The sequence below is a fragment of the Amycolatopsis sp. genome, assembly GCF_035546795.1.
GTDB lineage: Bacteria > Actinomycetota > Actinomycetes > Mycobacteriales > Pseudonocardiaceae > Amycolatopsis_E.
In genome coordinates this window covers 188,941-211,826 of record NZ_DASZWC010000033.1, presented here as the reverse complement: position 1 = coordinate 211,826, position 22,886 = coordinate 188,941, and the positions used below count along the sequence as shown (strand labels likewise).

General features: G+C 69.0%; 21 protein-coding genes. 12 read left to right on the top strand and 9 right to left on the bottom strand.

From position 1 onward, the window contains the following. Window positions 1-9 precede the first annotated feature (9 nt). Window positions 10-411: a helix-turn-helix domain-containing protein gene (locus VHD82_RS20970; RefSeq protein ID WP_325706331.1), complete on the bottom strand. Its 402-nt coding sequence runs from the start codon at window positions 409-411 to the stop codon at window positions 10-12. Between the two features lie 118 nt (window positions 412-529). Here VHD82_RS20970 and VHD82_RS20965 point away from each other — a divergent pair, with 118 nt between their 5' ends. From VHD82_RS20965 to VHD82_RS20940, 6 genes are all read left to right on the top strand, one after another. After that, complete coding sequence (locus VHD82_RS20965; protein WP_325706328.1) at window positions 530-1,450, top strand: NADP-dependent oxidoreductase; 921 nt, start codon at window positions 530-532, stop codon at window positions 1,448-1,450. A gap of 67 nt (window positions 1,451-1,517) precedes the next feature. Further along, complete coding sequence (locus VHD82_RS20960) at window positions 1,518-2,381, top strand: metal-dependent hydrolase (protein WP_325706325.1); 864 nt, start codon at window positions 1,518-1,520, stop codon at window positions 2,379-2,381. Beyond that, on the top strand, window positions 2,378-3,361 hold the full coding sequence (locus tag VHD82_RS20955) for a PDR/VanB family oxidoreductase (protein ID WP_325706322.1): 984 nt from the start codon (window positions 2,378-2,380) through the stop codon (window positions 3,359-3,361). The genes VHD82_RS20960 and VHD82_RS20955 overlap by 4 nt, the downstream gene beginning before the upstream one ends. A 14-nt stretch (window positions 3,362-3,375) precedes the next feature. After that, window positions 3,376-5,052 carry an SDR family oxidoreductase gene (locus VHD82_RS20950; protein WP_325706320.1) on the top strand — a complete coding sequence of 559 codons (1,677 nt, stop codon included), beginning with the start codon at window positions 3,376-3,378 and terminating at the stop codon, window positions 5,050-5,052. A 348-nt stretch (window positions 5,053-5,400) separates the two neighbouring features. Then, window positions 5,401-6,759 carry a carotenoid oxygenase family protein gene (locus VHD82_RS20945; protein ID WP_325706317.1) on the top strand — a complete coding sequence of 453 codons (1,359 nt, stop codon included), beginning with the start codon at window positions 5,401-5,403 and terminating at the stop codon, window positions 6,757-6,759. A 30-nt stretch (window positions 6,760-6,789) separates the two neighbouring features. Continuing rightward, on the top strand, window positions 6,790-7,227 hold the full coding sequence (locus tag VHD82_RS20940) for a DoxX family protein (RefSeq protein WP_325706315.1): 438 nt from the start codon (window positions 6,790-6,792) through the stop codon (window positions 7,225-7,227). A gap of 4 nt (window positions 7,228-7,231) precedes the next feature. On the opposite strand, the gene VHD82_RS20935 is transcribed toward VHD82_RS20940, so the two are convergent. The 4 genes from VHD82_RS20935 to VHD82_RS20920 form a co-directional block, all read right to left on the bottom strand. After that, window positions 7,232-7,678, bottom strand: a complete 447-nt coding sequence (locus tag VHD82_RS20935) for a MarR family winged helix-turn-helix transcriptional regulator (protein ID WP_325706312.1) — start codon at window positions 7,676-7,678, stop codon at window positions 7,232-7,234. A gap of 104 nt (window positions 7,679-7,782) precedes the next feature. After that, window positions 7,783-9,177 carry an MDR family MFS transporter gene (locus tag VHD82_RS20930; RefSeq protein WP_325706309.1) on the bottom strand — a complete coding sequence of 465 codons (1,395 nt, stop codon included), beginning with the start codon at window positions 9,175-9,177 and terminating at the stop codon, window positions 7,783-7,785. Beyond that, window positions 9,174-9,656, bottom strand: a complete 483-nt coding sequence (locus tag VHD82_RS20925; RefSeq protein ID WP_325706306.1) for a zinc-binding dehydrogenase — start codon at window positions 9,654-9,656, stop codon at window positions 9,174-9,176. The genes VHD82_RS20930 and VHD82_RS20925 overlap by 4 nt, the downstream gene beginning before the upstream one ends. Continuing rightward, the gene (locus VHD82_RS20920; protein WP_325706303.1) at window positions 9,580-10,134 is read right to left on the bottom strand and encodes an alcohol dehydrogenase catalytic domain-containing protein; all 555 of its coding nucleotides are present in this window, start codon (window positions 10,132-10,134) and stop codon (window positions 9,580-9,582) included. Before VHD82_RS20920 ends, VHD82_RS20925 begins: the two co-directional genes overlap by 77 nt. Window positions 10,135-10,226: 92 nt before the next feature. Between VHD82_RS20920 and VHD82_RS20915 the strand changes: the two genes are divergently transcribed. Continuing rightward, window positions 10,227-11,066, top strand: a complete 840-nt coding sequence (locus VHD82_RS20915; RefSeq protein WP_325706300.1) for a phosphoribosylaminoimidazolesuccinocarboxamide synthase — start codon at window positions 10,227-10,229, stop codon at window positions 11,064-11,066. 383 nt (window positions 11,067-11,449) lie between these two features. After that, window positions 11,450-11,713 carry an ester cyclase gene (locus tag VHD82_RS20910; protein ID WP_325706297.1) on the top strand — a complete coding sequence of 88 codons (264 nt, stop codon included), beginning with the start codon at window positions 11,450-11,452 and terminating at the stop codon, window positions 11,711-11,713. A 9-nt stretch (window positions 11,714-11,722) separates the two neighbouring features. Here VHD82_RS20910 and VHD82_RS20905 read toward each other — a convergent pair whose 3' ends face one another. Then, on the bottom strand, window positions 11,723-12,856 hold the full coding sequence (locus VHD82_RS20905) for a hypothetical protein (RefSeq protein WP_325706294.1): 1,134 nt from the start codon (window positions 12,854-12,856) through the stop codon (window positions 11,723-11,725). Between the two features lie 89 nt (window positions 12,857-12,945). After that, window positions 12,946-16,221 (bottom strand): choice-of-anchor D domain-containing protein, encoded by a 3,276-nt coding sequence (locus VHD82_RS20900; protein WP_325706291.1) that lies wholly within the window; start codon window positions 16,219-16,221, stop codon window positions 12,946-12,948. 168 nt (window positions 16,222-16,389) lie between these two features. Here VHD82_RS20900 and VHD82_RS20895 point away from each other — a divergent pair, with 168 nt between their 5' ends. From VHD82_RS20895 to VHD82_RS20880, 4 genes are all read left to right on the top strand, one after another. Further along, the gene (locus VHD82_RS20895) at window positions 16,390-16,677 is read left to right on the top strand and encodes a glutaredoxin domain-containing protein (RefSeq protein ID WP_325706288.1); all 288 of its coding nucleotides are present in this window, start codon (window positions 16,390-16,392) and stop codon (window positions 16,675-16,677) included. 13 nt (window positions 16,678-16,690) lie between these two features. Beyond that, window positions 16,691-17,254: a TetR/AcrR family transcriptional regulator gene (locus VHD82_RS20890; protein ID WP_325706284.1), complete on the top strand. Its 564-nt coding sequence runs from the start codon at window positions 16,691-16,693 to the stop codon at window positions 17,252-17,254. A 194-nt stretch (window positions 17,255-17,448) separates the two neighbouring features. Further along, the gene (locus VHD82_RS20885; protein WP_325706281.1) at window positions 17,449-17,964 is read left to right on the top strand and encodes a hypothetical protein; all 516 of its coding nucleotides are present in this window, start codon (window positions 17,449-17,451) and stop codon (window positions 17,962-17,964) included. Window positions 17,965-18,096: 132 nt separating this feature from the next. Beyond that, entirely contained in the window at window positions 18,097-20,916 is a 2,820-nt protein-coding gene (locus VHD82_RS20880; RefSeq protein ID WP_325706278.1) for a PQQ-dependent sugar dehydrogenase, read from the top strand. A 1-nt stretch (window position 20,917) separates the two neighbouring features. Here VHD82_RS20880 and VHD82_RS20875 read toward each other — a convergent pair whose 3' ends face one another. Together VHD82_RS20875 and VHD82_RS20870 are read right to left on the bottom strand one after the other, a co-directional pair. Next, a complete protein-coding gene (locus VHD82_RS20875) occupies window positions 20,918-21,739 on the bottom strand; it encodes a MurR/RpiR family transcriptional regulator (RefSeq protein ID WP_325706275.1) in 822 nt (273 codons plus the stop codon). After that, on the bottom strand, window positions 21,736-22,875 hold the full coding sequence (locus VHD82_RS20870; protein WP_325706272.1) for a zinc-binding dehydrogenase: 1,140 nt from the start codon (window positions 22,873-22,875) through the stop codon (window positions 21,736-21,738). Before VHD82_RS20870 ends, VHD82_RS20875 begins: the two co-directional genes overlap by 4 nt. Window positions 22,876-22,886 lie beyond the last annotated feature (11 nt).

The following is a 22,886-nucleotide window of genomic DNA, read 5'->3' as shown; positions in this document are numbered from 1 at the left end:
CGTGACAGGTCACGAGACCTTGTCATCATAAGCTGCCCGCGCGGCTTCGATCTCCGCGATATGCGTCTCGGACCAGGCCTTGAGCCGGCGCATGACATCGCGCAGTCCCACGCCCAGCGGCGTCAGCTCGTAGTCGACCCTGACCGGCACCGATGCTGTCACCTGGCGGGTGACGAGCCCGTCGCGCTCCAGCGAACGCAAGGTCTGGGTGAGCATTTTCTGGCTCACCCCGGCGATCTTCCGCGACAGGTCGCTGTACCGCTTCGGGCCGCCGTCGAGCGCTTCGAGCACGAGCGTGACCCATTTGTCGGCGATCCGGTCCAGCACCTTGCGCGCCGGGCAGTCGGCGAGGAACGCGTCGTAGGCCTCGCGCTCCTGCCGTTTCCGTTGCGCGGCGGTGAGAGTGGGCATCGCACCTCCCGGTGGTCAACGCACTTGAAAGTGCGTGCCTCACGGCGGGATGGAGAGTTGCTCTCCATCGGTTCGTAGCGATTGTACGCATCGTGAAACATCGATCGAGGAGGACGAAATGCTTGCTGTCGTGGTCGAAAGGTTCGGTGGCCCGGACGCGCTGCGGATCGTGGACTTGCCGTCGCCGGAACCCGGGCCCGGTCAGGTGCGGATCCGGGTCGCGGCCGCCGCCGTGAACCCCGTGGACCTGGCGACCCGGGCCGGCGAGTTCGACGGGCTGCACGGCGGCCTTTCGCAGGTCGGAATCGGCTGGGACGCCGCAGGCACGATCGACGGCGTCGGCGCCGGGGTGGCCGGGTTAGCCACCGGCGACACCGTGATCGGGCTGCGGGACCGGCTCGCCGAACCGCTCGGGACACATGCCGAACAGGTCGTGCTGGACGTCAGTGCGATCACGAAGGCGACGATCGACCCGGTTCGCGCATCGACCCTGCCGCTCAACGCCCTCACCGCCGCGCAGGCTTTGGACGCCTTGGCGCTCCCGACCGGTGGAACGCTCCTGGTCACCGGCGCCGCGGGCGGACTGGGCGGCTACGCGGTCGAGCTGGCCGCTCTGCGCGGGCTGCGGGTGATCGCGTCGGCGGGCGCGGCCGACGAGGAACTGGTGCGCGGGTTCGGGGCAGAGTTCTTCGTGCCGCGTAACGAAAATCTCGCCGCTTCGGTGCGTGCTTTCGTGCCAGGCGGCGTCGACGGCGTGGTCGACGCGGCGGTGCTCGGTGTACCGGCGATGGACGCGGTGCGGGGCGGCGGCGCGTTCGCGGCCGTGATCGGCGAGGGGCCGACCAGCTACCGGGGTATCCGGGTGATCGGGGTGAAGATCCGCGCGAACGGCGTCGAACTCGGCGGCGTGCAGAGGCTCGCCGAGCTGGGCCGGCTCAGCCTGCGGGTTGCCGACACGCTTCCGCTCGCCGAAGCCGCCAAGGCGCACCAGCGGTTACAGGAGGGCGGGCTGCGCGGACGGCTGGTTCTCGTGCCCTGAGGGTTGACTGTTACTTCGGGTCACAGTTACCTTCAGGTAGCAGATACTTCCGGACCGATGAGGACCTATGAGCGTCGACGAGGACCTCGTGCTCAAGGCACGCGACGTGCACTGGGACTGGGACGGGCTGCCGCCGCACTGGTTCGGCGGCGACCCGTTCCTGACCCACTGGGCCAACGTCATGAACATGCTGCTGCCCGAGGGCGAGATCTGGTTCGTCAAGGTGTTCCGCCAGGCGCTGCCGCTGATCCGGGACGACCGGCTGCACGAGGCGGTCACCGGGTTCATCGGGCAGGAGGCGATGCACTCGACCTCGCACCAGAGCGTGCTCGACCACTTCGGCCGCGATGGCTTCGACACCGGCCCGTTCACCCGCCAGCTGTCCTGGTTCTTCGAGGGCCTGCTCGGCGACCGCGCGCTGACCGGCACGGCGTCCCGGCGCTGGCTGCTCGAGCGGGTCGCGATCGTCGCGGCGATCGAGCACGTGACCTCGTTCCTCGGGGACTGGCTGCTCAACGCCCGCGCGCTCGACGACTACGGCATTCACCCGACAATGCTCGACCTGTTCCGCTGGCATGGCGCCGAGGAGGTCGAGCACCGCAGCGTCGCGTTCGACCTGTTCACGCATCTCGACGGCGGTTACGCACGACGGGTGCGCACGCATCTGATCGCCTACCCCGCGCTGTTCTTCTGGTGGGTGCGCGGGCTGCGGTTCCTGCTCGCGATCGACCCCGAGACGGGCGAGCAGGTCAAACCCCGGTGGCGTGACTGGTTTCGCCGGTCCCGCAAGGGTTTGATGCCCAGCCCGCTGAGCGTGGGCAAGGCGTTCTTCACCTACTTCCGGCCCTCATACCACCCATCGCAGTACGGCTCGACCGATCAGGCCGTGACATACCTGGCCTCGTCGCCGGCCGCACGGGCGGCTGGATGATCACCCCGTCCGATCCGGCGCTGCGCGGGCTGGCCCGGCTGGCCGAGCGCTACCACCGCTGGATCATCCGCAGGTCAGGCGATGTGCGGGCGAAACCGGTCAACCGCGACCTTCGCCTGCGCGTCGCGAAGGTGCGCCGCGAGGCCGAAGACGTGGTAAGTCTGCGGCTCACGAACGGTTCGCCGCTGCCTGCCTGGCGGCCGGGCGCGCATCTCGACCTGCACCTGTCTTCGGGCCTGCGCAGGCAGTACTCGCTGTGTGGCGATCCGGCGGATCGGTTTTCCTACCGGATCGCGGTCCGCCGCATCGGCGCCGGTTCGGCGGAAGTGCACAGCCTGGCCGAAGGCGACGAGGTGATCGTCCGCGGTCCGCGTAACGCTTTCCCTTATGCACCAGCAAATCGCTCGCTATTCATCGCGGGCGGTATCGGGATCACCCCGATTCTGCCCATGGTGCGCGCGGCCACCGGCAACTGGCGACTGATCTACTGTGGACGGTCCAGGGAGTCGCTGCCGTTCCTGGACGAGATCGCCCGCCTGGACCCGGCTCGTGTCCGGATCCGGACCGACGACGTGGACGGCGTGCCCGACGTGACGGATCTGCTCGGCGGCTTCGACGGTTCGGTGTACCTGTGCGGCCCGGCGCCGATGCTCGACGGGATCCGCCGGACGCACCAGGGCCCACTGCATTTCGAGCGGTTCGCCCCACCGCCGGTGGTCGACGGCAGGCCGTTCGAGGTCGAGCTCTCGCGCAGTGGCGACGTACTGCCGGTGCCGGCCGACGCCTCCGCGCTGTCGGTGATCCAAGCCCGGCTGCCCGGGGTCTCGTACTCGTGCCGGCAGGGGTTCTGCGGGACCTGCCGGGTGCGGGTGCTCGGCGGCGAGGTCGAACACCGCGGCGGCGCGACGTTCGGCCACACCGAGGATTCGATGTTGATCTGCGTGTCCCGCGGGTGCGGCCGGATTAGGCTCGACCTCTAGCTAGGAGGCTTTGGATGAGGACTGTGCAATCGGGTGACGTCCGGCTGGCCGTGTACGAAGAGGGCCCGGCCGACGCGCCGACCGTGCTGCTGGTGCACGGCTACCCCGACACGCACACGGTCTGGGACGATGTCGCCGCCGTGCTGGCCGAGCGGTTCCACGTCGTGCGCTACGACGTGCGAGGGGCCGGAAAGTCCAGCGCACCAAGGGAAACGTCGGCGTACCGGCTGGAGCACCTGCGCGAAGACCTCTTCGCCGTCGCGGACGCGGTGAGTCCGGACAAGCCGGTGCACCTGGTCGCGCACGACTGGGGTTCCATCCAGGCATGGGAGGCCGTGACCGAGCCGGGTGCGGAAAACCGGATCGCCTCGTACACCTCGATGTCCGGGCCCTGCCTCGACCACGTGGCGTACTGGATGCGCGACCGCTGGCGCCGCCCGACCCCGCGCGCGCTCAGGCAGATACTCACCCAGCAACTGCACTCCTGGTACATCCTGGCGTTCCACGTCCCCGTGCTGCCACAACTGTTGTGGCGCCTCGCGATCGCGAAACGCTGGCCGGCGCTGCTGAGCAAGGTCGAGGGCGTGCCGCCGCGGGACGACCACCCGGCAGACACTCTCGCCGGCGACGCCGCACGCGGGGTTTCCTTGTACCGCGCCAATTTTCGGGAGCGGCTGAGCAAGCCGCGCAAGCGCAGCACCCAGGTTCCGGTGCAGGTGCTGATGCTCGCCGACGATCACTACGTGACCCCAGGGCTGTTCGAGGGACTGGAGCGCTGGGTGCCGAACCTGTGGCGCCGCAAGTTCCACGCCGGGCACTGGTCGGCGCTGCTGCGGAACGGTGGTTCGGTCGCGCGGATGGTGACCGAACTGATCGACCACGTCAGCGCCGGGAAACCCGCGCCGCGCCAGGTGACGGGCAAGAAGCTCATCGTCGTGACCGGGGCGGGCAGCGGCATCGGCCGCGCGACGGCCCGTGCCTTCGCCGCGCAAGGGGCCGAGGTGGTGGTGTGCGACCTCGACGAGGCCGCGGCGCGCGAGACCGGCGGCCACGCGTACCAGGTCGACGTCTCCGACGAGGCCGCGATGCGCAAGTTCGCCGACGACGTGGTGACCGAGCACGGGGTGCCGGACATCGTGGTCAACAACGCGGGCGTCGGGCACGCCGGCTCGTTCCTGTCGACGACGAACGATGAATGGCAGCGGGTGCTCGACGTGAACCTCTGGGGCGTGATCCACGGCTGCCAGGTCTTCGGCAAACTGCTGGCCGAACGCGGCGAGGGCGGGCACATCGTGAACGTCGCCTCCGCCGCCGCGTACTTGCCCGCGAAGTCGCTGGCCGCCTACGCCACGAGCAAGGCCGCGGTGCTCATGCTTTCGGACTGCCTGCGCGCGGAGGTTTCCGGCCGCGGCATCGGGGTGTCCACGATCTGTCCCGGGCTGGTCAACACCAACATCACCCGCACGACCACGTTCTCCGGAGTGTCCGCGGCCGAGCAGGCCCGCAAGCAGGCGAGCGCCACGAAGGCTTACCAGCGGCGGAATTTCGGCCCGGAGAAGGTGGCCGCGGAGATCGTCCGCGCGGTTGCCGAGGGGAAGGCGACGGTCCCGGTCACGGCGGAGGCGAAGGCGGCTTTGGTGTTGTCGCGGCTGTCGCCTGCGGCGCTTCGGGCTGCGGTGCGTTTTACGTAGTTTGTTGCGCTGTAACGGTTGCACTGTAAAGGTTGCGCGGCTTTGGGATGGCAACGGCCGCGCGCAGAGCGCGCTCTGCGCACCCCACCCCCGCCCCAATCCGCGCATCGTTCAACGGGCGCCGCACCGTGTCAAGGGAAAGATGCCTTGACACGGCACGTCGACCGCTGAGGGCGCTAAGGATCGGTTCGGTGGCTGGGTGTGGGCGGCGGGTTCGCTGTCGCGTTGCCGGGCGGCGCTTGGGGTAGCCGGTGGCCGCTTGGCGCCTGGCTACCGGCCGCTACTCCGTGTCCTGCTCGCATCCACCCCTCCTTGACAGCGTTTCGTAACACCGTTATTTTTTGCTCCATGGACACCTTGCGCTCCAAGACCTACCTCTCCGGCTTCATGGCGCCCGTGCCTGACGAGATCGACGCGATCGGGCTCGCGGTCACCGGCACACTGCCCGCCGAGCTGACCGGCCGGTACTTCCGCAACGGGCCCAATCCGTTGCCCGGCACCGATCCTGGCCACAACTTCGCCGGTCAGGGCATGATCCACGGCGTGCGTCTCGCCGGCGGGCGGGCCGAGTGGTATCGCAATCGCTGGGTGCGCACGCCACTGTTCGAGGGCAAGCGGACCGGCTCGCTCGCCGACGTGGTCGCGAACACCCACGTGATCGAGCACGGCGGCCACATCTACGCGCTGGTCGAGAACGGGCTCCCCTACGAGATCAGCTCGGAGCTGGACACGCTCGGCCCGGTCGACTTCGCCGGGAAGCTGACCACCGCGATGACAGCGCACCCCAAGGAAGACCCAGTCACCGGCGACCTGCACTTCTTCGGTTACTCGGCACGGCCGCCTTTCCTTACCTACCATGTGCTTTCCGGCGGCAAGCTCGTCCGCAGCACCGAAATCACGGTGCCGGGGCCGACGATGATGCACGACTTCGCGGTCACCGAGCACTACGTCGTCTGGCTCGACCTTCCAGTGGTATTCGACGCCGGGCTGCTCGGCAAAAACGGAATCCCGTACCGCTGGAGCGACGGCTATCCCGCGCGCCTGGGGGTCATGCCCCGCGACGGCGGCGACGCCGATGTGCGATGGATCGACATCGCGCCTGGCTACGCCTTTCACGTCGGAAACGCGCACGAAGACGACCGGGGCCACATCGTGCTCGACGCTGTGCGGTACGACCACGGCGACTTCGACGAACTGTGGCAGGTGCTGGGCGGAGTCACGACCCCGGTGGAAAGCCTCGCGTCCTCGGACACCGGCGGAGTCCTCTACCGCTGGGTCGTCGACCCCGGCCGCCGCACTGTCAGCGAGCACGCGCTGGACGACGCCGCCGTGGAATTCCCCACCCTCAACGACGAACACGTCGGCCGGGGCAACCGCTACCTCTACACCGTCGGGGCGCCGTTCCTCGTCCGCAAGGACACCGGGCCGTCCGTCATCAAGTACGACACCGCGCACGGGTCACGCCAGGTCCACGCCCTGGACCCGCACTGGGTGGTCGGCGAAGCGGTCTTCGTGCCGGGGCAGGACGCGACCGCCGAAGACGACGGGTGGCTGCTCTCGGTGATCACCCACGAAACCGCCGACGCGGCCCGGCTGCTCGTGCTCGATGCGAGTGATGTCGCGGCAGGGCCGGTCGCGACGGTCGAACTACCGCGTCGCGTGCCGGCGGGCTTCCACGGCTCCTGGATCCCCGACGACGCAGCTTGACTCCATTGTGGACAATTGAAGGGAGGCGGCATGGCGCCGCTGTTCGTGCTGGTTCCCGGGTTCGTCATCCTGCGGCTGCTCGGCCTCGTCGGGGTCACCCCACTCGACGGCTGGCAGCCCGCGCTCCGGGTCGCACTCGCCTTGATGTTCCTGCTCACCGCGTCGGCGCATTTCCTCGGGCAACGCAAGACCGACCTCATCGAGATGGTGCCGCCCCGCGTCCCCGCGCCGGGCGTCCTGGTCGCCTTGACTGGCGTGCTCGAACTCGCGGGCGCTGTCGGGCTGCTCGTGCCGGCGACCACGAGCGCGGCGGCCAGCTGCCTCACGCTGTTGATGCTCGTCATGCTGCCGGCCAACATCTCGGCCGCGCGGCGCAACCTCACCTTGAACGGCAAACCCGTGATGGGTGTGTGGCCACGCGTCGGGCTGCAGGTGGTTTTCGTCGCCGCCGCGGTCGCCGTGATCTGAGTTTTCAGGCTTCGCCCAGGCCGCGGAGGAGTTTGTCGCTGAGTGCGCAGAGTTGGGCGAATTCGGCCTCGGTGAGGACGCCAAGCACGGTGTAGCGCACCTTTTCCAGATAACCGGGCGAAATGCGGTCGAGGAATGCGCGGCCTTCGTCGGTGAGCACGGCATACAGCCCGCGGCGGTCCGTCGGGTGCTGTTCGCGGCGGACGAGGCCGAGCCCGGCGAGCCTTGTGACTCGGTAGTTCAGCCTGCTGCCCGGCGAGAACAGCGCCGACGCCAGCGCACCCATCCGCATCCGCCCGTCGGCGACGCGCCCCAGTCTGGCCAGGATCTCGTATTCGGCGTGGGAAACACCGGCGGACTCGTGCAGGTACCGCTCCATGGTGCGTTCCACGAGGGTGTGGGCGCCGAGAAACCCGAGCCACCCGCGAAACTGATCTTCGGACAGGGACATTGCGGTTGAGAATATCCGGATTCCACGGTCGCGGAAGACCTTTCCGGGCAGCGGAGCGCCCCGGCGCCACCTTGTGCCGGGGGCGAATTCCACCGTGTCCGTATTCAGCGCGCCACTGTCGCAAGAGGACGATCGACTCGAGCGGCACGCTGGGCGAGGAACAGCCAAGCCGTCCAGCCCACCGCGACGACCGAAGCCCCGGTCACCCACCAGAAGGCGAGCTGGAACGCGTGTTCGGCCCCGGACGGCAGGGCCTGCGCCAGCACCACCGCGAACAATGCCCCGCCGACCGCGCCGCCCACCCGCTGCAGGATGTTGACCTGCGTCGTGGCGTCCGGCAGCTGCTCGCGCAGCACAGCGGCGAACGCTGTCGTGCCCGCCGGCACCGCGGAAAGCGCGAGCGCCAGACCACGCAGAAAGAGCAGAATCTGCAAGGTCAACGCACTCGTGCCCGCACCGAGAAACGCGAACGGCAAGGTCGTCGCGACGCTCAGCACATTTCCGCACAACGCAACGATCCCGCCACCGTATTTGTCGGTCAGCCAACCGGAAACCGGCAGCACGAGCATCGTCCCGACGCCGAGCGAAACGAGCGAAAGCCCGGTGGTGATGACGTCCGCGCCGCGCAGGATCTGGAAGTACAACGGGAACAGCAGCATCGCGCCGAACATCGCCGCACCGATGAATGCTGACGACGTGCTGGCCGCCGCATACACCGGATCCCGGAACAGCCGCAGATCCAGCAGTGGGTGTTCGCGCCGCCGCAGGCCGAAGGCGAGCAGCCCGGCGACACCCAGCACCAACGGCAGCCACACCGAGACGTCGGCGAGCGTCGCGAGCTCGCCCCACCTGGTGACGGCGTAGACGAACATCGGCAGCCCAATGCCGATCAGCGCGAACCCTGCCCAGTCCAGCCGCGGCACGTCGGCCGGCTCGCCGCGCGGGACGTACCGCAGCCCGAGCGCGATCCCGGTCACCCCGACCGGCAGGTTGATCAGGAACAGCCACTGCCACGACAGCGAGTCCAGCAGCAGCCCGCCGATCGAGGGGCCGATCGCCGGCCCGCTGCTCACCGCGATGCCGAGGATGCTCATCACCCGGCCCAGCCGTGGCGGGCCGACGGCCTGGCCGAGGATCGTCTGCCCGGCGGGCACCAGCAACCCGGCCGCCGCCCCTTGCAGTACGCGCAATACGACCAGCCAGCCGACCGACCCGGCGAGCGCGCACAGCCCGGAGGCCACGGTGAACGCCGCGAAAGCCGCCAGCCAGAGGCGTCCGACCCCGACCTTCCGGCCGAGCCAGCCGCACAACGGCAGCGAAACCGCCAGCGCGATCAGATAGGCGCTGGAGACCCACTGCACGTCGTCGAGCGACGCGCGCAGGTCCGCGCCGATCGTGCCGAGACCGACGTTGACCAGCGACGTGTCGAGCATGCTGACAAATGCGCCGAACACGATCACCAGCGAGATCCGCCAGATGGGCCAGGGGATTCTGTTCATGTCAGCAGGAGCGTCTTCCCGGTCACCGCGCGCGCTTCGATCGCCGCGTGCGCGTCGGCCGCGCGCGCGAGCGGGAAGGTCTGGCCGATCACCGGGCGCAGCCGCCCGGCCACGGCCTCGGCCAGCGCCTGTTCCACCCTGGGTCGCGCCGTCGCGGCGAAGTCGAACAGCTGCTCGATGCCGATCACGGTCACGTCGCCGGCCGGTTCGGTCACGGTCGGTGCGCCACTCGTCGCGCCGTGCGCCGAAAACCGCCCGCCCGGCCCCGTGATCTCCAGCGCGGCCCGCCCGATCTGCCCGCCGACCCCGTCGAACACCACGTCCGGCCCCTTCCCGGTGAGCGCTCGCACCTGCTCGGTCCAGTCCGGTTCGCTGTAGTCCACCGCGCCCTTCGCACCCAGCTCACGGACCAGTTCCAGCTTCCGGCTCCCCCTCGCCGCGCCGATCACCTGCGCCCCGGCCGCGACGGCGAGCTGCACCAGCAAGCTGCCCACGCCCCCCGCCCGCCGCCTCGACCAGCACCCATTCCCCCGGCCGCACCGCGGCGCGGTTCATCAGGCCGATCGCCGTACTCCCGTCGTCGTGCAGCGCCGCGGCTTCGGCGAGCCCGAGCCCGTCCGGCACGACGACCAGACTGTCCACATCGGACACAGCCAGTTCGGCATAGGCGCCGAGCGCGTTCACCGTGCGCGTGACCACGCGACGCCCGACCCACTGTTCATCGACCCCCTCACCGACCGAACGCGCCTCGCCTGAGACCGTCGCCCCCGGCACGTAGGGCAGTTCCGGCAGCGGCGGGCCGGGCGTGAACCCTCGACGCAGCTGCGTCTGCACGAAGTCGATCGCCGCCACCTCGACCGCGACCACCACCTGCCCCGGCCCGGCAGCCGGGGCCGGAAGCTCGACTTCGGCCAGCACCTCCGGGCCGCCGAACTCGGTTGCCTGTATCGCCCTCATCGTTCGTCCTCCTAATCATTTGTCCGACCAGGATGGAACCTCTAGTTAACTAGAGGTCAAGATGTTCCGAGGTGGTTGTTTACGATGGGACGATGGAGCACATCTACACCGGCAAGGTCCGTGACCTGTACCGCGACGGAACCGACATCCTGCTCGTGGCCTCGGACCGGATCTCGGTCTACGACGTGGTCTTGCCCACACCGATCCCGGACAAGGGCGCGCTGCTGACCCAGCTGTCGGCCTGGTGGTTCCGGAAACTGGCCGACGTGGTGCCCAACCACGTGCTGTCCTTCACCGACGTGCCTGCCGAGTTCGCCGGGCGAGCGGTGCGCTGCAAACCGCTGAAAATGGTGCAGGTCGAGTGCATCGCGCGCGGTTACCTGGTCGGGATGGGCCTGAGGGAGTACCAAAAGCAGGGCACCGTCTCCGGCGTGCCGCTGCCCCCGGGCCTGGTGGAGGGCAGCAAACTGCCCGAGCCCATCTTCACCCCCACCACGAAGGCCGACGTGGGGCACGACGAGTTCATCACCTTCGACGACGTGGTGCGCCAGGAAGGCCGCGAGACTGCGGAGCGGCTGCGCGAACTGACCCTCGACATCTACCACCGCGGGGCCGAACACGCCGCGAGCCGGGGCATCATCGTCGCGGACACCAAACTCGAGTTCGGCTGGGACGAGGCGGGTGTGCTGACCCTCGGCGACGAGGTGCTGACCTCGGACTCCTCACGCTTCTGGCCCGCCGACGAATGGGAGCCCGGCCGCCCGCAGCACGCCTTCGACAAGCAGTTCGTGCGGGAATGGGCCGGGAGCACCGGCTGGGACAAGACCCCACCCGGCCCGGAGGTGCCCGCGGAGATCGTCGCCGCCACACGGCAGCGCTACGCGGAGGCCTACGAGCGCATCACCGGCGAAACCTGGGGCGCGAAGGCGTAGCGGCCCAAGGGAGCGGTCCGCGCCGGCGGGCCGCTCCCCCTCTCAGCAACATGCCCGAGGTGAGCCGAGCTACGGGCCCCTGATCATCCTGGAGCCAGCCCCTCCGGCGAGGAGAATCCTTCAATCCCTGAACTTGCGCCTTTTCCCTTGCGCCGCAACGGTTGCGTTGCGACTGACACGGCAAGACGACCGCTGAGGTCGCTCAGGATCGGTTCGATGGCGGGGTGTGGTCGTGGCGGCTGCTTTGCCGGGGCTCGTGGAAAGCACCACCACGGCACCGACCGCGAGTGTCAACAAGCCCATCACCCGTAGGCCGGTACTTGCCGCGCAGGGCAAACGAAACGGTCTCGCGCAATGCCACCGTCTCGGCCGGGTCTTCCGCGGTGAGCACGGGCTCCGGCAGCTCCTCCTCGGGCTGCACCCGCCGCGCCCGCGCCAAGGACATCCTGTTCAGGCACAGGGCGAGCAGGCCGCGGTGGACCATGCACGGCACCCAAACCGGCGACTTCCTCGGCGCGGCACCAACCGGACGCCGGGTTTCCTTGCGGGGCAACGTGTTCTTCGGGTTCCGCCAAGACCGGGTCGCCGGCATCCGGCCGGTCATCGACCTCGCCGGGCTCCGCGCCCAGCTCACCACCGGTAGGTAACGCGACTTGTCAAGGGCTGCGGGCAGGCTCGGGGTGGTCGGCGACTGCGCCGGCCCGGCGGTCCACAAAGGCGCACACGGCGATCACCCCGGCAAGGAAGGCGCCCGCCGCGGCGAGTACCCGCGTCTCAGGGTAGCCGCCGGTCAGGAAATACGCAGGCACGGTCAGCACAAGCCCGCAGCACATGGCAAGAGCCAACTCGCCGAGCAAAGCCCGGCTGGGTGCGCGGCCGATGCCGAGGACGAGCGGAACCACAACCATCACCATGCCGGCCAATGCCGCCAGCGGCGCGAGGCCGAAGATCAGCCCATACCGGATAGCCAGTGCCGGCACGAAGAACACCACCAGGAACCAGCCGAGCGAGTGGATCAGCGCTGTCATTCCCTGGCCGGCGGAGCGGGCCTGGACCCGGCGGGCGAGTATCCGTGCGAATACGAGTACGCCTGCGGCGATCGCCGCGCCTGGCAAGGCGGCGGGCAGATGGCCGAGGTTGTACAGCAGTGCAGTGTCGTAGACGGCCAGCACGAGGTAGCCCAGCGCGCCGACGGATACCAGAAACAGCAACAAATCCGGCAGTGAGCGCGACTGTCGGCCGGTCTCACCGGCGAATCGTGACACCAGCAACGGGACGACGATTCCCGACACGATCCGGATCGCCAGATCCTGCCCGGTGGTCCACGGATTGCGCAACTCCCCTTCGATGAAACAGAACGTGATCGTGTAGGCGATCGACGCGGGCCAAACCAGGCGGAGCGCCCGTCGGTACACATTGGTGTCCAACCAGCGGCACACCGTCAGATAGGCGAACACGCCGAACGGGAGTTCAAGAAACGACGAGACCCGGAACAGGCAGACCGACAACAGGCCCGGATCGGGAAACCAGCCGGATACCGGACCGAGGTCGGCCATAGCGAACCATCCCGGCGGCACGTAGCGGCTGATGAAACCGGCGTCCCCGTGGTGCACCCGGTCCACGTACACCGTGAACAGCACCTGGTTCAGGTAGATCAGCGCCACGACGACCAGCAACCAGTTGGCCGGATTCCCCCTGCCGCGCGCGGGCACGGCGGACAGTCTGCGAGGAAACGACACCGCGAACGCCACGGCTCCGACGATCACCGCACCGAGCACCAACCGACCCACTGGCGCAGCCTAGCCGAGATCACCGATTCGGTTGCCCGGATCGACGTTCTCCCGCCCGCTTGTCCGGAAACGGCTCCGCGCCCCGCTCACTACCGGTAGGTGACGTCCACCGCCCCGTTGGCGAACCAGAACGTGATCCACCCGTGCACGAAGTCGTTGCGGCGTCCGCCGTTGATGCCGTACTCGTCCGACGTCGGGTAGCCCAGCGCGCTGCGTTCCCAGCCCAGTGCCGCCCAGCGTTCCCGGATCAGGCCGTAGATCGCGGCCGGTCCGGTGGACGGGGTCCAGTAGATCGAAGCGGCCTTGCTGAAGTGGTTGTACCGCCCCACCCCGTCCGGCGTGGTCAGCTCATCCGTCGCCGGGTAGCCGAGCGGGCCCTGCTCCCAGTTGAGCGCGGCCCACCGGGCCCGGATCTGGCCCTGGATCGCATGCGCGCCGGTGTTCGGCGTCCAGTAGATCGAAGCGCCGTCCGAGCGCGAGAAGTGGTTGTACCGGCCGACTCCGTCCGGAGTGGTCAACTCGTCCGTGATCGGGTAGCCCTGCGGGCCCAGCTCCCAGCCCATCGACGCCCACTTCGCGCGGATCGCGCCCTGGATCGCCTGCGCGCCGGTGTTCGGCGTCCAGTAGATCGAAGCGCCATCGGCACGCGAGAAGTGGTTGTACCGGCCGATTCCGTCCGGCGTGGTCTGCTCGTCGGTGATCGGGTAGCCCAGGGCGCTGGACGGTCCGCCCATCGCCTTGTAGTGCGCCAGGATGTCACCGCGCACCGCGTGCGGACCGGTCGCGGCGGACCAGTAGATGGTGCCACCGCGGAAGTCCTGCGCCTTGCCGCCGTTCGCGGTGGCGTACTGCGCCGAAACCGGGTCGCTCAGGTACGAACCCCTGGCACCGCCGAGCTTGTTGTAGTAGTCGGTGATCGGGTCCATGTTCCCGTTGAGCGTCACCGTTTTCGCCGCGTCGCCGTCGTCGCCGGTGATCTGGTACGACGAGGTCGCCGGGTACGCGTCGGCGGGCGTGTAGGTGATCGTCTGCTGCCATTCGTCGCCCGGTGAGAGCACCTGTCCCTCGGCGAGCGGGTTGTCCGTGTGGAACACCCCGGCCGGCGCCTTCGCCTTGGTGATGGTCAGCGGCACGGTTCCGGTGTTGGACACGGTGAACGTCTTGGTCACCGACTGCCCGACCGGCACGATCCCGAAGTCCAGCAGCTCCGGTTCCAGCGTGAGTTCGGCCTTGCCCGCCAGCGCGACGCCGGTCACCGGGACCGTCACCGAACCCTGGTCGGAGTCCACCACCAGCTGCGAGGAGTCGGGCGTGCCTGCCTCCGTGCCCGAGGTCGGCGTGTAGGTCACCGGGATGGTGACCGAAGCACCGGCCGCGACCACCGTGCCGGTGGCGGGCAGGTTGTCCGCGCTGAACGGACCGCCGGGCGTGCTCACCCCGGTGATCGTCTCCGATGTGGTGCCGGTGTTGAGGATGTTGACGCCGAGCTCCTTGGCCGCGCCGGTGCGCACCTGCCCGAAGTCCAAAGTAGACGGTGTCGCGCCGAGTCCGGGCTGGGTGCCCTGGCCGTGCAGGTCGAGCGCCGTACTACCGGCACTCGTGCTGAAGGTCAGGCTCCCCGTCGACGCGCCCCAGGTCGTGGGCCGGTAGCTGACCGGAACGGACAGCGTCTGCCCCTTGGTCAAGGTCACCGGCGCGCTCAGCGAAGCGGAGAACGGTGCGTCCGCGGCAACCCCGTTGACCGTCAGGTTCTGGTTCGCGGTCACGGTCACCGTCGCGTTCGCCGTACTGCCGACCGCGGCCGAACCGAAGTCGAACGGTTTCGTCGCCAGCACCGCCGTGGTCGGCCTGCCGAAGCCGAACACCTTGCCGTCACGGGTGCCGACGTACACGCGGCCGTTGTCGGTGGCGGGCACCGAGAACTTGACCGCCGTCCCGATCGGCGCGGAGTAGCGCAACTTCAGCACACCGTTGACCGGCACCGGGTCGTATGCCCGCAGTTGCGCGTTCGCGCCGGTCGGGCCGGTGCTGTAGACCACCCAGACCAGCGCGGAACCCGAGGTGCTGCCGGTGGAGGTGATCACCGGCGAGCCCGAGGTGTAACCGAAGTTGTCGCTCGTGGTGCCGACGGACGTCAGCGACGGCCCGGCCGCGGAGTACTTCAACGCCCGCAACGGGCCGCTGTTGCCGACGACGTAGACGTAACCACCGTCGCCGCCCCAGAAGCCGGGCCTGCCCCAGACCCCCTGGAACGGTCCGGTGGTGCCGAGCACGGCGTCGCCGCCGTTCGCGCCCTGCCCGGAACCGCCGAGGTGATCGGCGTCGAGCAGGTAGATCCGGCCGTCCTTGCCGACCTGGACGACGAGGTGCGGATGCGCGCTGGTGCCGAAGCTCGCGGGCAGCGCCATCGGGCCACCGGAGCCGAGGTCGGCGTCGTCCTGGTTGAGCTTGGTGTTGTCGTGCGGGCTGAAAAAGCTTTGCGCGGTAAGGGAACCGTCGGGGTTCACGGCCAGCCGGACGACGGACTCACCGAGCGTCGCCGGCGGGTCTTCTCCCGCACCGGGCGCCGGGGCGATGCCGTTGCCGGTGGCGACGATGATCCGGCCGTCGCCGTCGGAGACGAGCCCCGAGCCGCCCTGCCAGATGCCACCCTCGTCGGAGACCCCGGCCTCGGTGGACCACATGGTGGTCTGGGCGCCACTGGTCGCGTTGACGCCGACGATGTAGCCGACGTACGGGGTGTAGTCGCAGTGGCTCGCGAACCCGGCGTAGACCACGCCGTTCATCAGCAGCAGGCCCGGCCGCTGCATCGCGGTCATCGGGTTGAACGGGACGTTCGGGTTGTTCGTCGGCGAGCCCTTGATGGTCGTGGGGAACCCGGTCCGCTCGGCGCCGGTCTTGGCGTCCAGCGCATGCAGGTACCAATGCGGGTGCTGGACGTCGGGGCCGTCGTTGACCTTCGAGGTCAGGTAGACGGTCCCGGTCGCCGGGTCGTAGACGGGGGTGGAGGTGACGCCGATGTTGGGCACGAGGTCACCGCAGTTGACGGTCGACACCGGCCACGCCGGGCCGAAGTTCGTGTGCCATTTCTGCGCGCCGGTCACCGCGTCGAGCCCGTAGACCTGGTTGTTCTCGGTCGCGACGACGACCACGCCACTGGCCACCACGGGCTGGGCGTAGACCTGACCGTCGACCGAGGAGGAGAAGAGCTGGCCGAAGTCGGTGGCGCTCACCTGCGAGGGCACCAGCCCCGGCTCGTTGTCGTCCCAGCCGGTGCGCAGTGAGTTGTTACCCGCCGTGGTGTCGTCGGCGGCGGCCGGAGCGGCCAGCCAGGCGACGAGAGAAGCAATTACCCCCAGTAGCAAAATTCGGGCAGCGTAACGAGACCGGCCGAACAACGGTGCCTCCATAGTGTCAACGCGACGCATACAGTCGCGTCACCCACGGAATGACCTTCGTAATTTCCCCCTATCGTGTTACTCAAGAAAATCACGAAGCCGCAACGGTGCCCGGTGCGTAGGTAACCTGAAAGCATGACGCAAGCCCACGAACCGGCTGTCGAGTTCTACTGGCGTCCGGGCTGCCCCTTCTGCATGATGCTGCGCGCCGAACTGGTCGAGACCGGCCTGCCGCTGCGCGAGGTGAACATCTGGGAAGAGGCCGAAGCGGCGGCCCGTGTCCGTTCGGTCGCGGGCGGCAACGAGACGGTGCCCACCGTGTTCGTCGGCCCGGCCGCGATGGTCAACCCGGGAATCGGCGAAGTGCTCGCCGCGGTCCGCACGCATGCTCCGGAACTGCTCGAATCCCGTACCAACCAGTAGGTACAATCGGGTCGTGGACACAGCGGAACGTCTGATCCGCAGCACCCAAGAGCTGCTGTGGGAGCGCGGTTACGTCGGCACCAGCCCAAAGGCCATCCAGCAGCACGCGCAGGCGGGCCAGGGCAGCATGTACCACCACTTCGCCGGCAAGTCCGAGCTGGCGCTCGCCGCGATCCGGCGCAATGCCGAGGAACTGCGCGCCGAAGCCGAGAGCGCGCTTTCCCGCCCTGGCACGGCGCACGAAAAGATTTCCGCCTACCTGCACCGTGAACGGGCGATCCTGCGCGGCTGCCGGATCGGCGGACTGGCGCAGGATCCGGACATCCTCGCCAGCGCGGAACTCCGCCAACCGGTCACCGAGACGCTGGACTGGCTGCACGCACGACTGACCGCGGTGCTCGCGGAAGGCGTGACACACGGCGAATTCCCGGCCGATCTCGATCCCGCCACGACGGCCACCACGATCTCCGCCGTGGTGCAGGGCGGCTACGTGCTCGCCCGCGCGGCCGGCTCCGAGGCGCCGTTCACCCAGGCGGTTGAGGGCGTGGAAAAGCTACTGTTGAGTAAGCAACTCTGAACCACACCTGCAGCCGCCCACAGCCCGCAGTACCCGTACCGTCGCGCATTGTGCCGAAAACGCGTTGCCGGCGCCGATTCCCACCACTTTCCGTGATTTCCCGGACTTTTTCGCCCCCCGCCTATTGGCGAAGGGCCAGGTTGCGCTAGAAAGATCCCGCGCGCTGTATCCCTTCGTTTCGAAAGGTATCTCCGGTGAACGACGAAGTGTCGGTGGCCGAGCTGCTGGAACGAGAGGGCTGGCGCCAGGCCGGGCCGGCCAAGAAGCGAAGGTTGCCGATGCTCGCGGTGATGCTCGCCGTGATCGTCGGCTGCGGGCTGGCGGCCGTGCTGGTCCACTTCGGATCGCGCGACCCGCAGGCGGATTCCCCGGCACTGCTCAACGTTCCGCACCTGCCGACCGGTGGGCTCGCCGGCGGCGGCATCCCGTGGGAGACCCCGTCCGAGGTCACCGGGACCGAATCGAGCGTCGTGGTCACCAACGAGGCGCCGCCAGACCGGAGCACCGACTCCAGTACGACGTCGCGCAGCTCGTCCCACCACACCCAAACCCAGACCATCACGGTCACCGGCGAGCCATCGGAAGGCGACTCCACCGCGCCGACCACGAACAGCAGCAACCCCGGAAACAGTTCGGCGGATTCGACGACCTCCACTCCGGGCGATACGAGCACACCGCCGTCATGCCGACTCTTCATCTTATGCTGGTAGGTTTTCGAACTAGCTATCGAACACATCCGGCCGCCCGCCGGATCGGAAAATCCAAGATCACAAAAAGGTAACCCACAGCAACAAATCCACCCTTTCGGACGAGTACGACATGTACACCTGAAAGGGGGACAAGTGCCCACACGGTACTCAAGACGTCTCTTGGCCACGATCGTCGCGGCCCTGTTGCCGGCGGTCGGCCTCGTCGCCGTTCCGCAGCCCGCGACAGCCGCCGCCACCCTGCCCGCCGGTTTCGTGCTGCGTGACCAGCCGACCGGACAGGCGACCTGGGATCTCACCGATTTCGCTTACCTGCCAGGAGATGCCGGTCTGATCAGCACCGGCAAGAGCGGCAAGGTCACCTGGGTCTCGCCCACCGGCACCACCCGCACGCTGGCCAATCTGACCGTCCAGACGACCGGTGACCTCGGCCTGGTCGGCCTGGCCGTCGCCCCCGACTACGCCACCACGCACCACATCTACCTCGCCCGCGCGATTCCCAGCGGCGGTGGCTTCATCTTCCGGCTCGCGCGCTGGACGGTCACCGGCTCGCCCGAACCGGGCGCGCTGAGCGAAGAGACCACGTTGCTGCAGTTCACCGGCAACTCCGGGGTGCACGGCATGACGGGCATCGTCGCGGCCGACGACGGCACCATCTGGGTGTCCATCGGCGACGACGCCGACTTCGTCCAGCTGGACCGGCTCGCGCTGCGCACCCAGGACCTGACTGTCCCGCAGGGCAAGATCCTGCACATCAAGGCGGACGGCTCCGGCGTACCGGGCAACCCGTTCTACGACGCGGCGAACCCGACGGCCAACCGCAGCAAGGTGTTCGCGAAGGGCTTCCGCAGCCCGTTCCGGCTTTCCCTCGACCCGAGCAGCGGCCTGCCCGTCGTCGGTGACGTCGGCTGGAACACCTGGGAAGAGCTCGACGTCGTGCAGCCCGGCCGCAACTACGCCTGGCCATGCTGGGAGGGCAACCACCAGACCCCCGGCTACATCGACCTGCCCGAATGCGCGGGCGTCGCGAACCAGCCGCCGCTGTGGGAGTACCACCACGGCAACGGAACCGATCAGGGCAACAGCGTCACCGGCGGCATCGTCTACACCGGCGCCAGCTACCCGGCCGAGTACAAGGGTCAATACTTCTTCGGCGACTACGTCACCAACAAGATCTGGACCGCCCGCTACGACAGCACCGGCAAGCTGACCCAGGCGCCGCAAAGTCCGGCGTGGGCAACGGATATCGGCGGCCCGGTCAAGTTCGCCGCCGCGCCCAACGGCGACATCTCCTTCGCCGACATCCAGACCGGCAACGTCCGGCGGCTGAGCTACTCGCAGAACAACAACGCTCCCGTCGCGAAGGCCACCAGCACCACCGACCCGGACACGCGCACGGTCACCTTCGACGCCACCGGTTCGCTGGACTACGACGGCGACCCGATCACCTACAGCTGGAATTTCGGTGACGGCGCAACAGGTTCCGGCCTCACCGCGACCCACACCTACGCCGCGGGCACCGACCGGTTCACCGCCACGCTCACCGTGCGCGACCCATTGGGCGCGACAGGCACGGCGCAGCTCGTGGTGGCCCCGTCGAACCACTCCCCGGAGCTGACCCTGACTCCGCCGGCCGCGGCGAACTTCGCGGTCAACGAACAGGTCCAGCTGGGCGCCACGGCGACCGACGCCGAAGACGGCCCGCTGAACGTCACCTGGACCAGCACGGTGCTGCACTGCCCGGAGGAGGCGACCTGCCATTCCCATCCCGGGGTCGGCGCCACCGGGACCACGTTCGGCGTGCCGTTCACCGAACACCCGGACTCCCGGATGCTGATCACCGCGACGGCGACGGACAGCCAGGGCGTCGCCACCACCAAGACGTACACGGCCTGGCCGCGGCAGCATCGCCTTACGCTGCAATCGAATCTGCCCGCGTCACTGCAGATTCCGTCCGAAAGCGGCGTGAACACCGCGCTGGTGACCGAGGGCGTGACGCTCGATGTGGTCGTCTCGGCGACCGCCAGCGACGGCGGGTCCACCTTCTCCGCCTGGGCCGACGGCCCGGTCGCCCGGAGCCGCAGCCTCGTGATGGGCTCGTCGGACCTGACGCTGACCGCGCTCTACACGACCGCGATCGACACCCGCTACAACAACGAACCCGCGCTGCGGACGCTACTCGGCCCACCCACCGCGCCGGAGGTCGTCGACGGTGGCGTGCGGTATCGCGTGTACGCGAACGGGCGCCTGTACTGGTCGCAGCAGACCGGGGTGCACGAGTTGCAGGGCCAGATCCTGGCCAAGTACCTGGCGCTGGGCGGGCACACGAAGTTCAGTACGCCGACGACCGATGAGACGACCGCGCCCGACGGGGTCGGCAAGTACAACCACTTCATCGGGACCCCGGGCACGATGACGGCGTCGGTGTACTTCTCGCCGGCCACCGGTGCGCACGCGATCCAGGGCGCGATCTGGCAGAAATGGACCGACCAGGGCCGGGAACGGGGCCCGCTCGGCTATCCCGCGACCGACGAGCTGACCACCCCGGACGGCATCGGGCGGTACAACCACTTCAGCAAGGCGGGCTCGATCTACTGGACCCCGGCGAACGCGGCGCACGCCGTGTGGGGCGCGATCCGGTCGACGTGGCAGGCGACGGGCTGGGAGACCGGCCCGATGGGCTACCCGATCACGGACGAGCTGACGGCGCCGGACGGAATCGGCAAGTACAACCACTTCAGCAAGGCCGCGTCGATCTACTTCTCGCCCGCCACCGGCGCGCACGAGGTGTACGGCGCGATCCGGGCGCGGTGGTCGGCGCTGGGCTGGGAACGGTCGTATCTCGGCTATCCGCGTTCGGGCGAGTTCAGCTTCGACGGCGGCCGCCGCAACGATTTCCAGTACGGCTACGTCCAGTGGTACCCGAACGGAACGGTGATCGACCACCGGTGGTGATTCAGTAATAGAAGTCGAAGGTCTTGGGGAGGTCGTCCTCGTCGTCGTGCTCGCCACGGCGGAGGACGACTTCCTGGCCCAGGGCCTGCGCCAGCGCGGCGATCGCGGTGAGGGAGTGAAACCCGCCCACACCAACGGTTTCCGCGAACAACGCCGCCTCCGCGCTCTCGACGAGCGGGGAGGCGGCGTTGTCCGTCAACGCCACCACCGGCACCCCACGCTCGCGGGCGTGCTCCGCGGCGCGCACGGTGTCGGCCGCATATCGGCGTACGGAGACAGCCACAAGCACGTCGCCGTCCGCGAGCCCGCGCAGTTCGTCGATCAGCTCGTCACCGATCCGCCGGGCCCGAAGGCGCCGGGCGAGCAACTCCGCCACCGGGGCGCTTTCCCGCAACCCGAGGACATGCACCCGCTTCGCCTCCGCGAGCAGGGAAACGGCCTGCAGCCACGCCGTCCGATCGAGCCGGCCGAACGTGCGCGCCAGGTTTTCCTGTTCCTGTTCCAGCGCCGCGGAAAGCACCCCGCCCGGCGACTCGTGCCCGGTGTCCTCGGTGCGGCGGGCGCGCTGCGCCTGCTCGGCCAGCCACACCCGGCACAGCTCCATGATGGCCGGATATCCTTGCAGGCCAAGAGAACTCGCGAAGCGGCTGATCGAGGACTCGTGCACTTCGGCGATCCGCGCCGCTTCGGAAATACCCCGGTACGCCGTTCCTTCGGGGTCGGCCAGCACCAGGTGCGCGATACGCAGCTGGCCCGAGGCCATTTTCGGCAGCCGACCGCGCAGCAGCTCTGTCAGCTCCTGGTAACTGCCCGGCGGGGTCACGAGAGTTCCACGACCGTGACCCCGGCCCGCGCCGGCACCGGTTGGTCCATTTCGGACAGTGCCGCCGGCACCCTGTCCAGGCCGATCCGGTTGCCCACCAGCCCGCCGAGGTCCAGCCCCGTTCTCGTCACGAAGTCCAGCATGCCCGGGTACTCGTGCGCCCGCAGCCCGTGGCTGCCGAAGATGCGCAGCTCGTCGGCGATCACCCGGTGCATCGGGATCGGCGGCACGCCCTGTTCCGGCGGCATCAACCCGACCTGCACGTGCCGCCCGTGCTTGCGCAGGCTAGCCACGGAATTCGCGCAGGTTTGCGGCAGGCCGACGCAGTCGAGAGACAAGTGCGCGCCGCCGCCGGTCAGTTCGCGGATCTCGGCGGCCGGGCCATCGCCGCTCACGGTCACCTCGGCGCCGAGGCGTTTCGCCAGCGCCTGCACCTCCGGTGAAAGATCCACGGCGATCACTCTGGCACCGGCGGCGACGGCGAGCAGCACCGCGGACATCCCGGCACCGCCGCAACCGTGCACGGCCACCCACTCACCGGTGCGGAGTTCACCCTGACGGAGGACCGCGCGGTACGCGGTGCCGAAGCGGCAGCCGGGCGCGGCGGCTGTCACCGGCTCGAACCCGTCCGGCAACGGCACGACGATTACCAATCCGACCGAAAGTAGGCGGACACGGTCCGCAGCCGATCTGCTCGTAGACACCCGTTTCCGCCGTGGCCGCCGTCGGATTGGTAATGAACGGCGCAGCGCGTCGGCGTGGTCGAGCGTGACGAGTTCGGCGAAGGAACCCCAGCCGGTGAACCCGGGCTGGAACTGGTCGTCGCAGATCTGCTGGTTCCCGCTCGCGCACTGCGGGCAAGCGCCACACGCACAGACGAACGGCACCGTCACCCGCCGGCCGGGGCGCCATCTGCGCACCAGCGGCCCGGCCTCGACGATCCGGCCCGCCAATTCGTGGCCGGGGACGTGCGGGAGCGCCACATCGGGGTCGTGCCCGCGCCAGGCGTGCCAGTCGCTGCGGCATATCCCGGTGGCCTCGACGGCGACCACGACGCCGTCCGGCGCGGGCCCGGGTTCGGGGACGTCCCGCACCTCGGGCATCGCCCCGAACTCGGAGAACACCACTGCGCGCACCCGGCCTACGA

What these genes read in the sequence shown, in the direction of transcription:
- VHD82_RS20970 (WP_325706331.1), bottom strand. Translation starts at nt 411, where the DNA reads ATGCCCACTCTCACCGCCGCGCAACGGAAACGGCAGGAGCGCGAGGCC.
- VHD82_RS20965 (WP_325706328.1), top strand. Translation starts at nt 530, where the DNA reads ATGCTTGCTGTCGTGGTCGAAAGGTTCGGTGGCCCGGACGCGCTGCGG.
- VHD82_RS20960 (WP_325706325.1), top strand. Translation starts at nt 1,518, where the DNA reads ATGAGCGTCGACGAGGACCTCGTGCTCAAGGCACGCGACGTGCACTGG.
- VHD82_RS20955 (WP_325706322.1), top strand. Translation starts at nt 2,378, where the DNA reads ATGATCACCCCGTCCGATCCGGCGCTGCGCGGGCTGGCCCGGCTGGCC.
- VHD82_RS20950 (WP_325706320.1), top strand. Translation starts at nt 3,376, where the DNA reads ATGAGGACTGTGCAATCGGGTGACGTCCGGCTGGCCGTGTACGAAGAG.
- VHD82_RS20945 (WP_325706317.1), top strand. Translation starts at nt 5,401, where the DNA reads ATGGACACCTTGCGCTCCAAGACCTACCTCTCCGGCTTCATGGCGCCC.
- VHD82_RS20940 (WP_325706315.1), top strand. Translation starts at nt 6,790, where the DNA reads ATGGCGCCGCTGTTCGTGCTGGTTCCCGGGTTCGTCATCCTGCGGCTG.
- VHD82_RS20935 (WP_325706312.1), bottom strand. Translation starts at nt 7,678, where the DNA reads ATGTCCCTGTCCGAAGATCAGTTTCGCGGGTGGCTCGGGTTTCTCGGC.
- VHD82_RS20930 (WP_325706309.1), bottom strand. Translation starts at nt 9,177, where the DNA reads ATGAACAGAATCCCCTGGCCCATCTGGCGGATCTCGCTGGTGATCGTG.
- VHD82_RS20920 (WP_325706303.1), bottom strand. Translation starts at nt 10,134, where the DNA reads ATGAGGGCGATACAGGCAACCGAGTTCGGCGGCCCGGAGGTGCTGGCC.
- VHD82_RS20915 (WP_325706300.1), top strand. Translation starts at nt 10,227, where the DNA reads ATGGAGCACATCTACACCGGCAAGGTCCGTGACCTGTACCGCGACGGA.
- VHD82_RS20895 (WP_325706288.1), top strand. Translation starts at nt 16,390, where the DNA reads ATGACGCAAGCCCACGAACCGGCTGTCGAGTTCTACTGGCGTCCGGGC.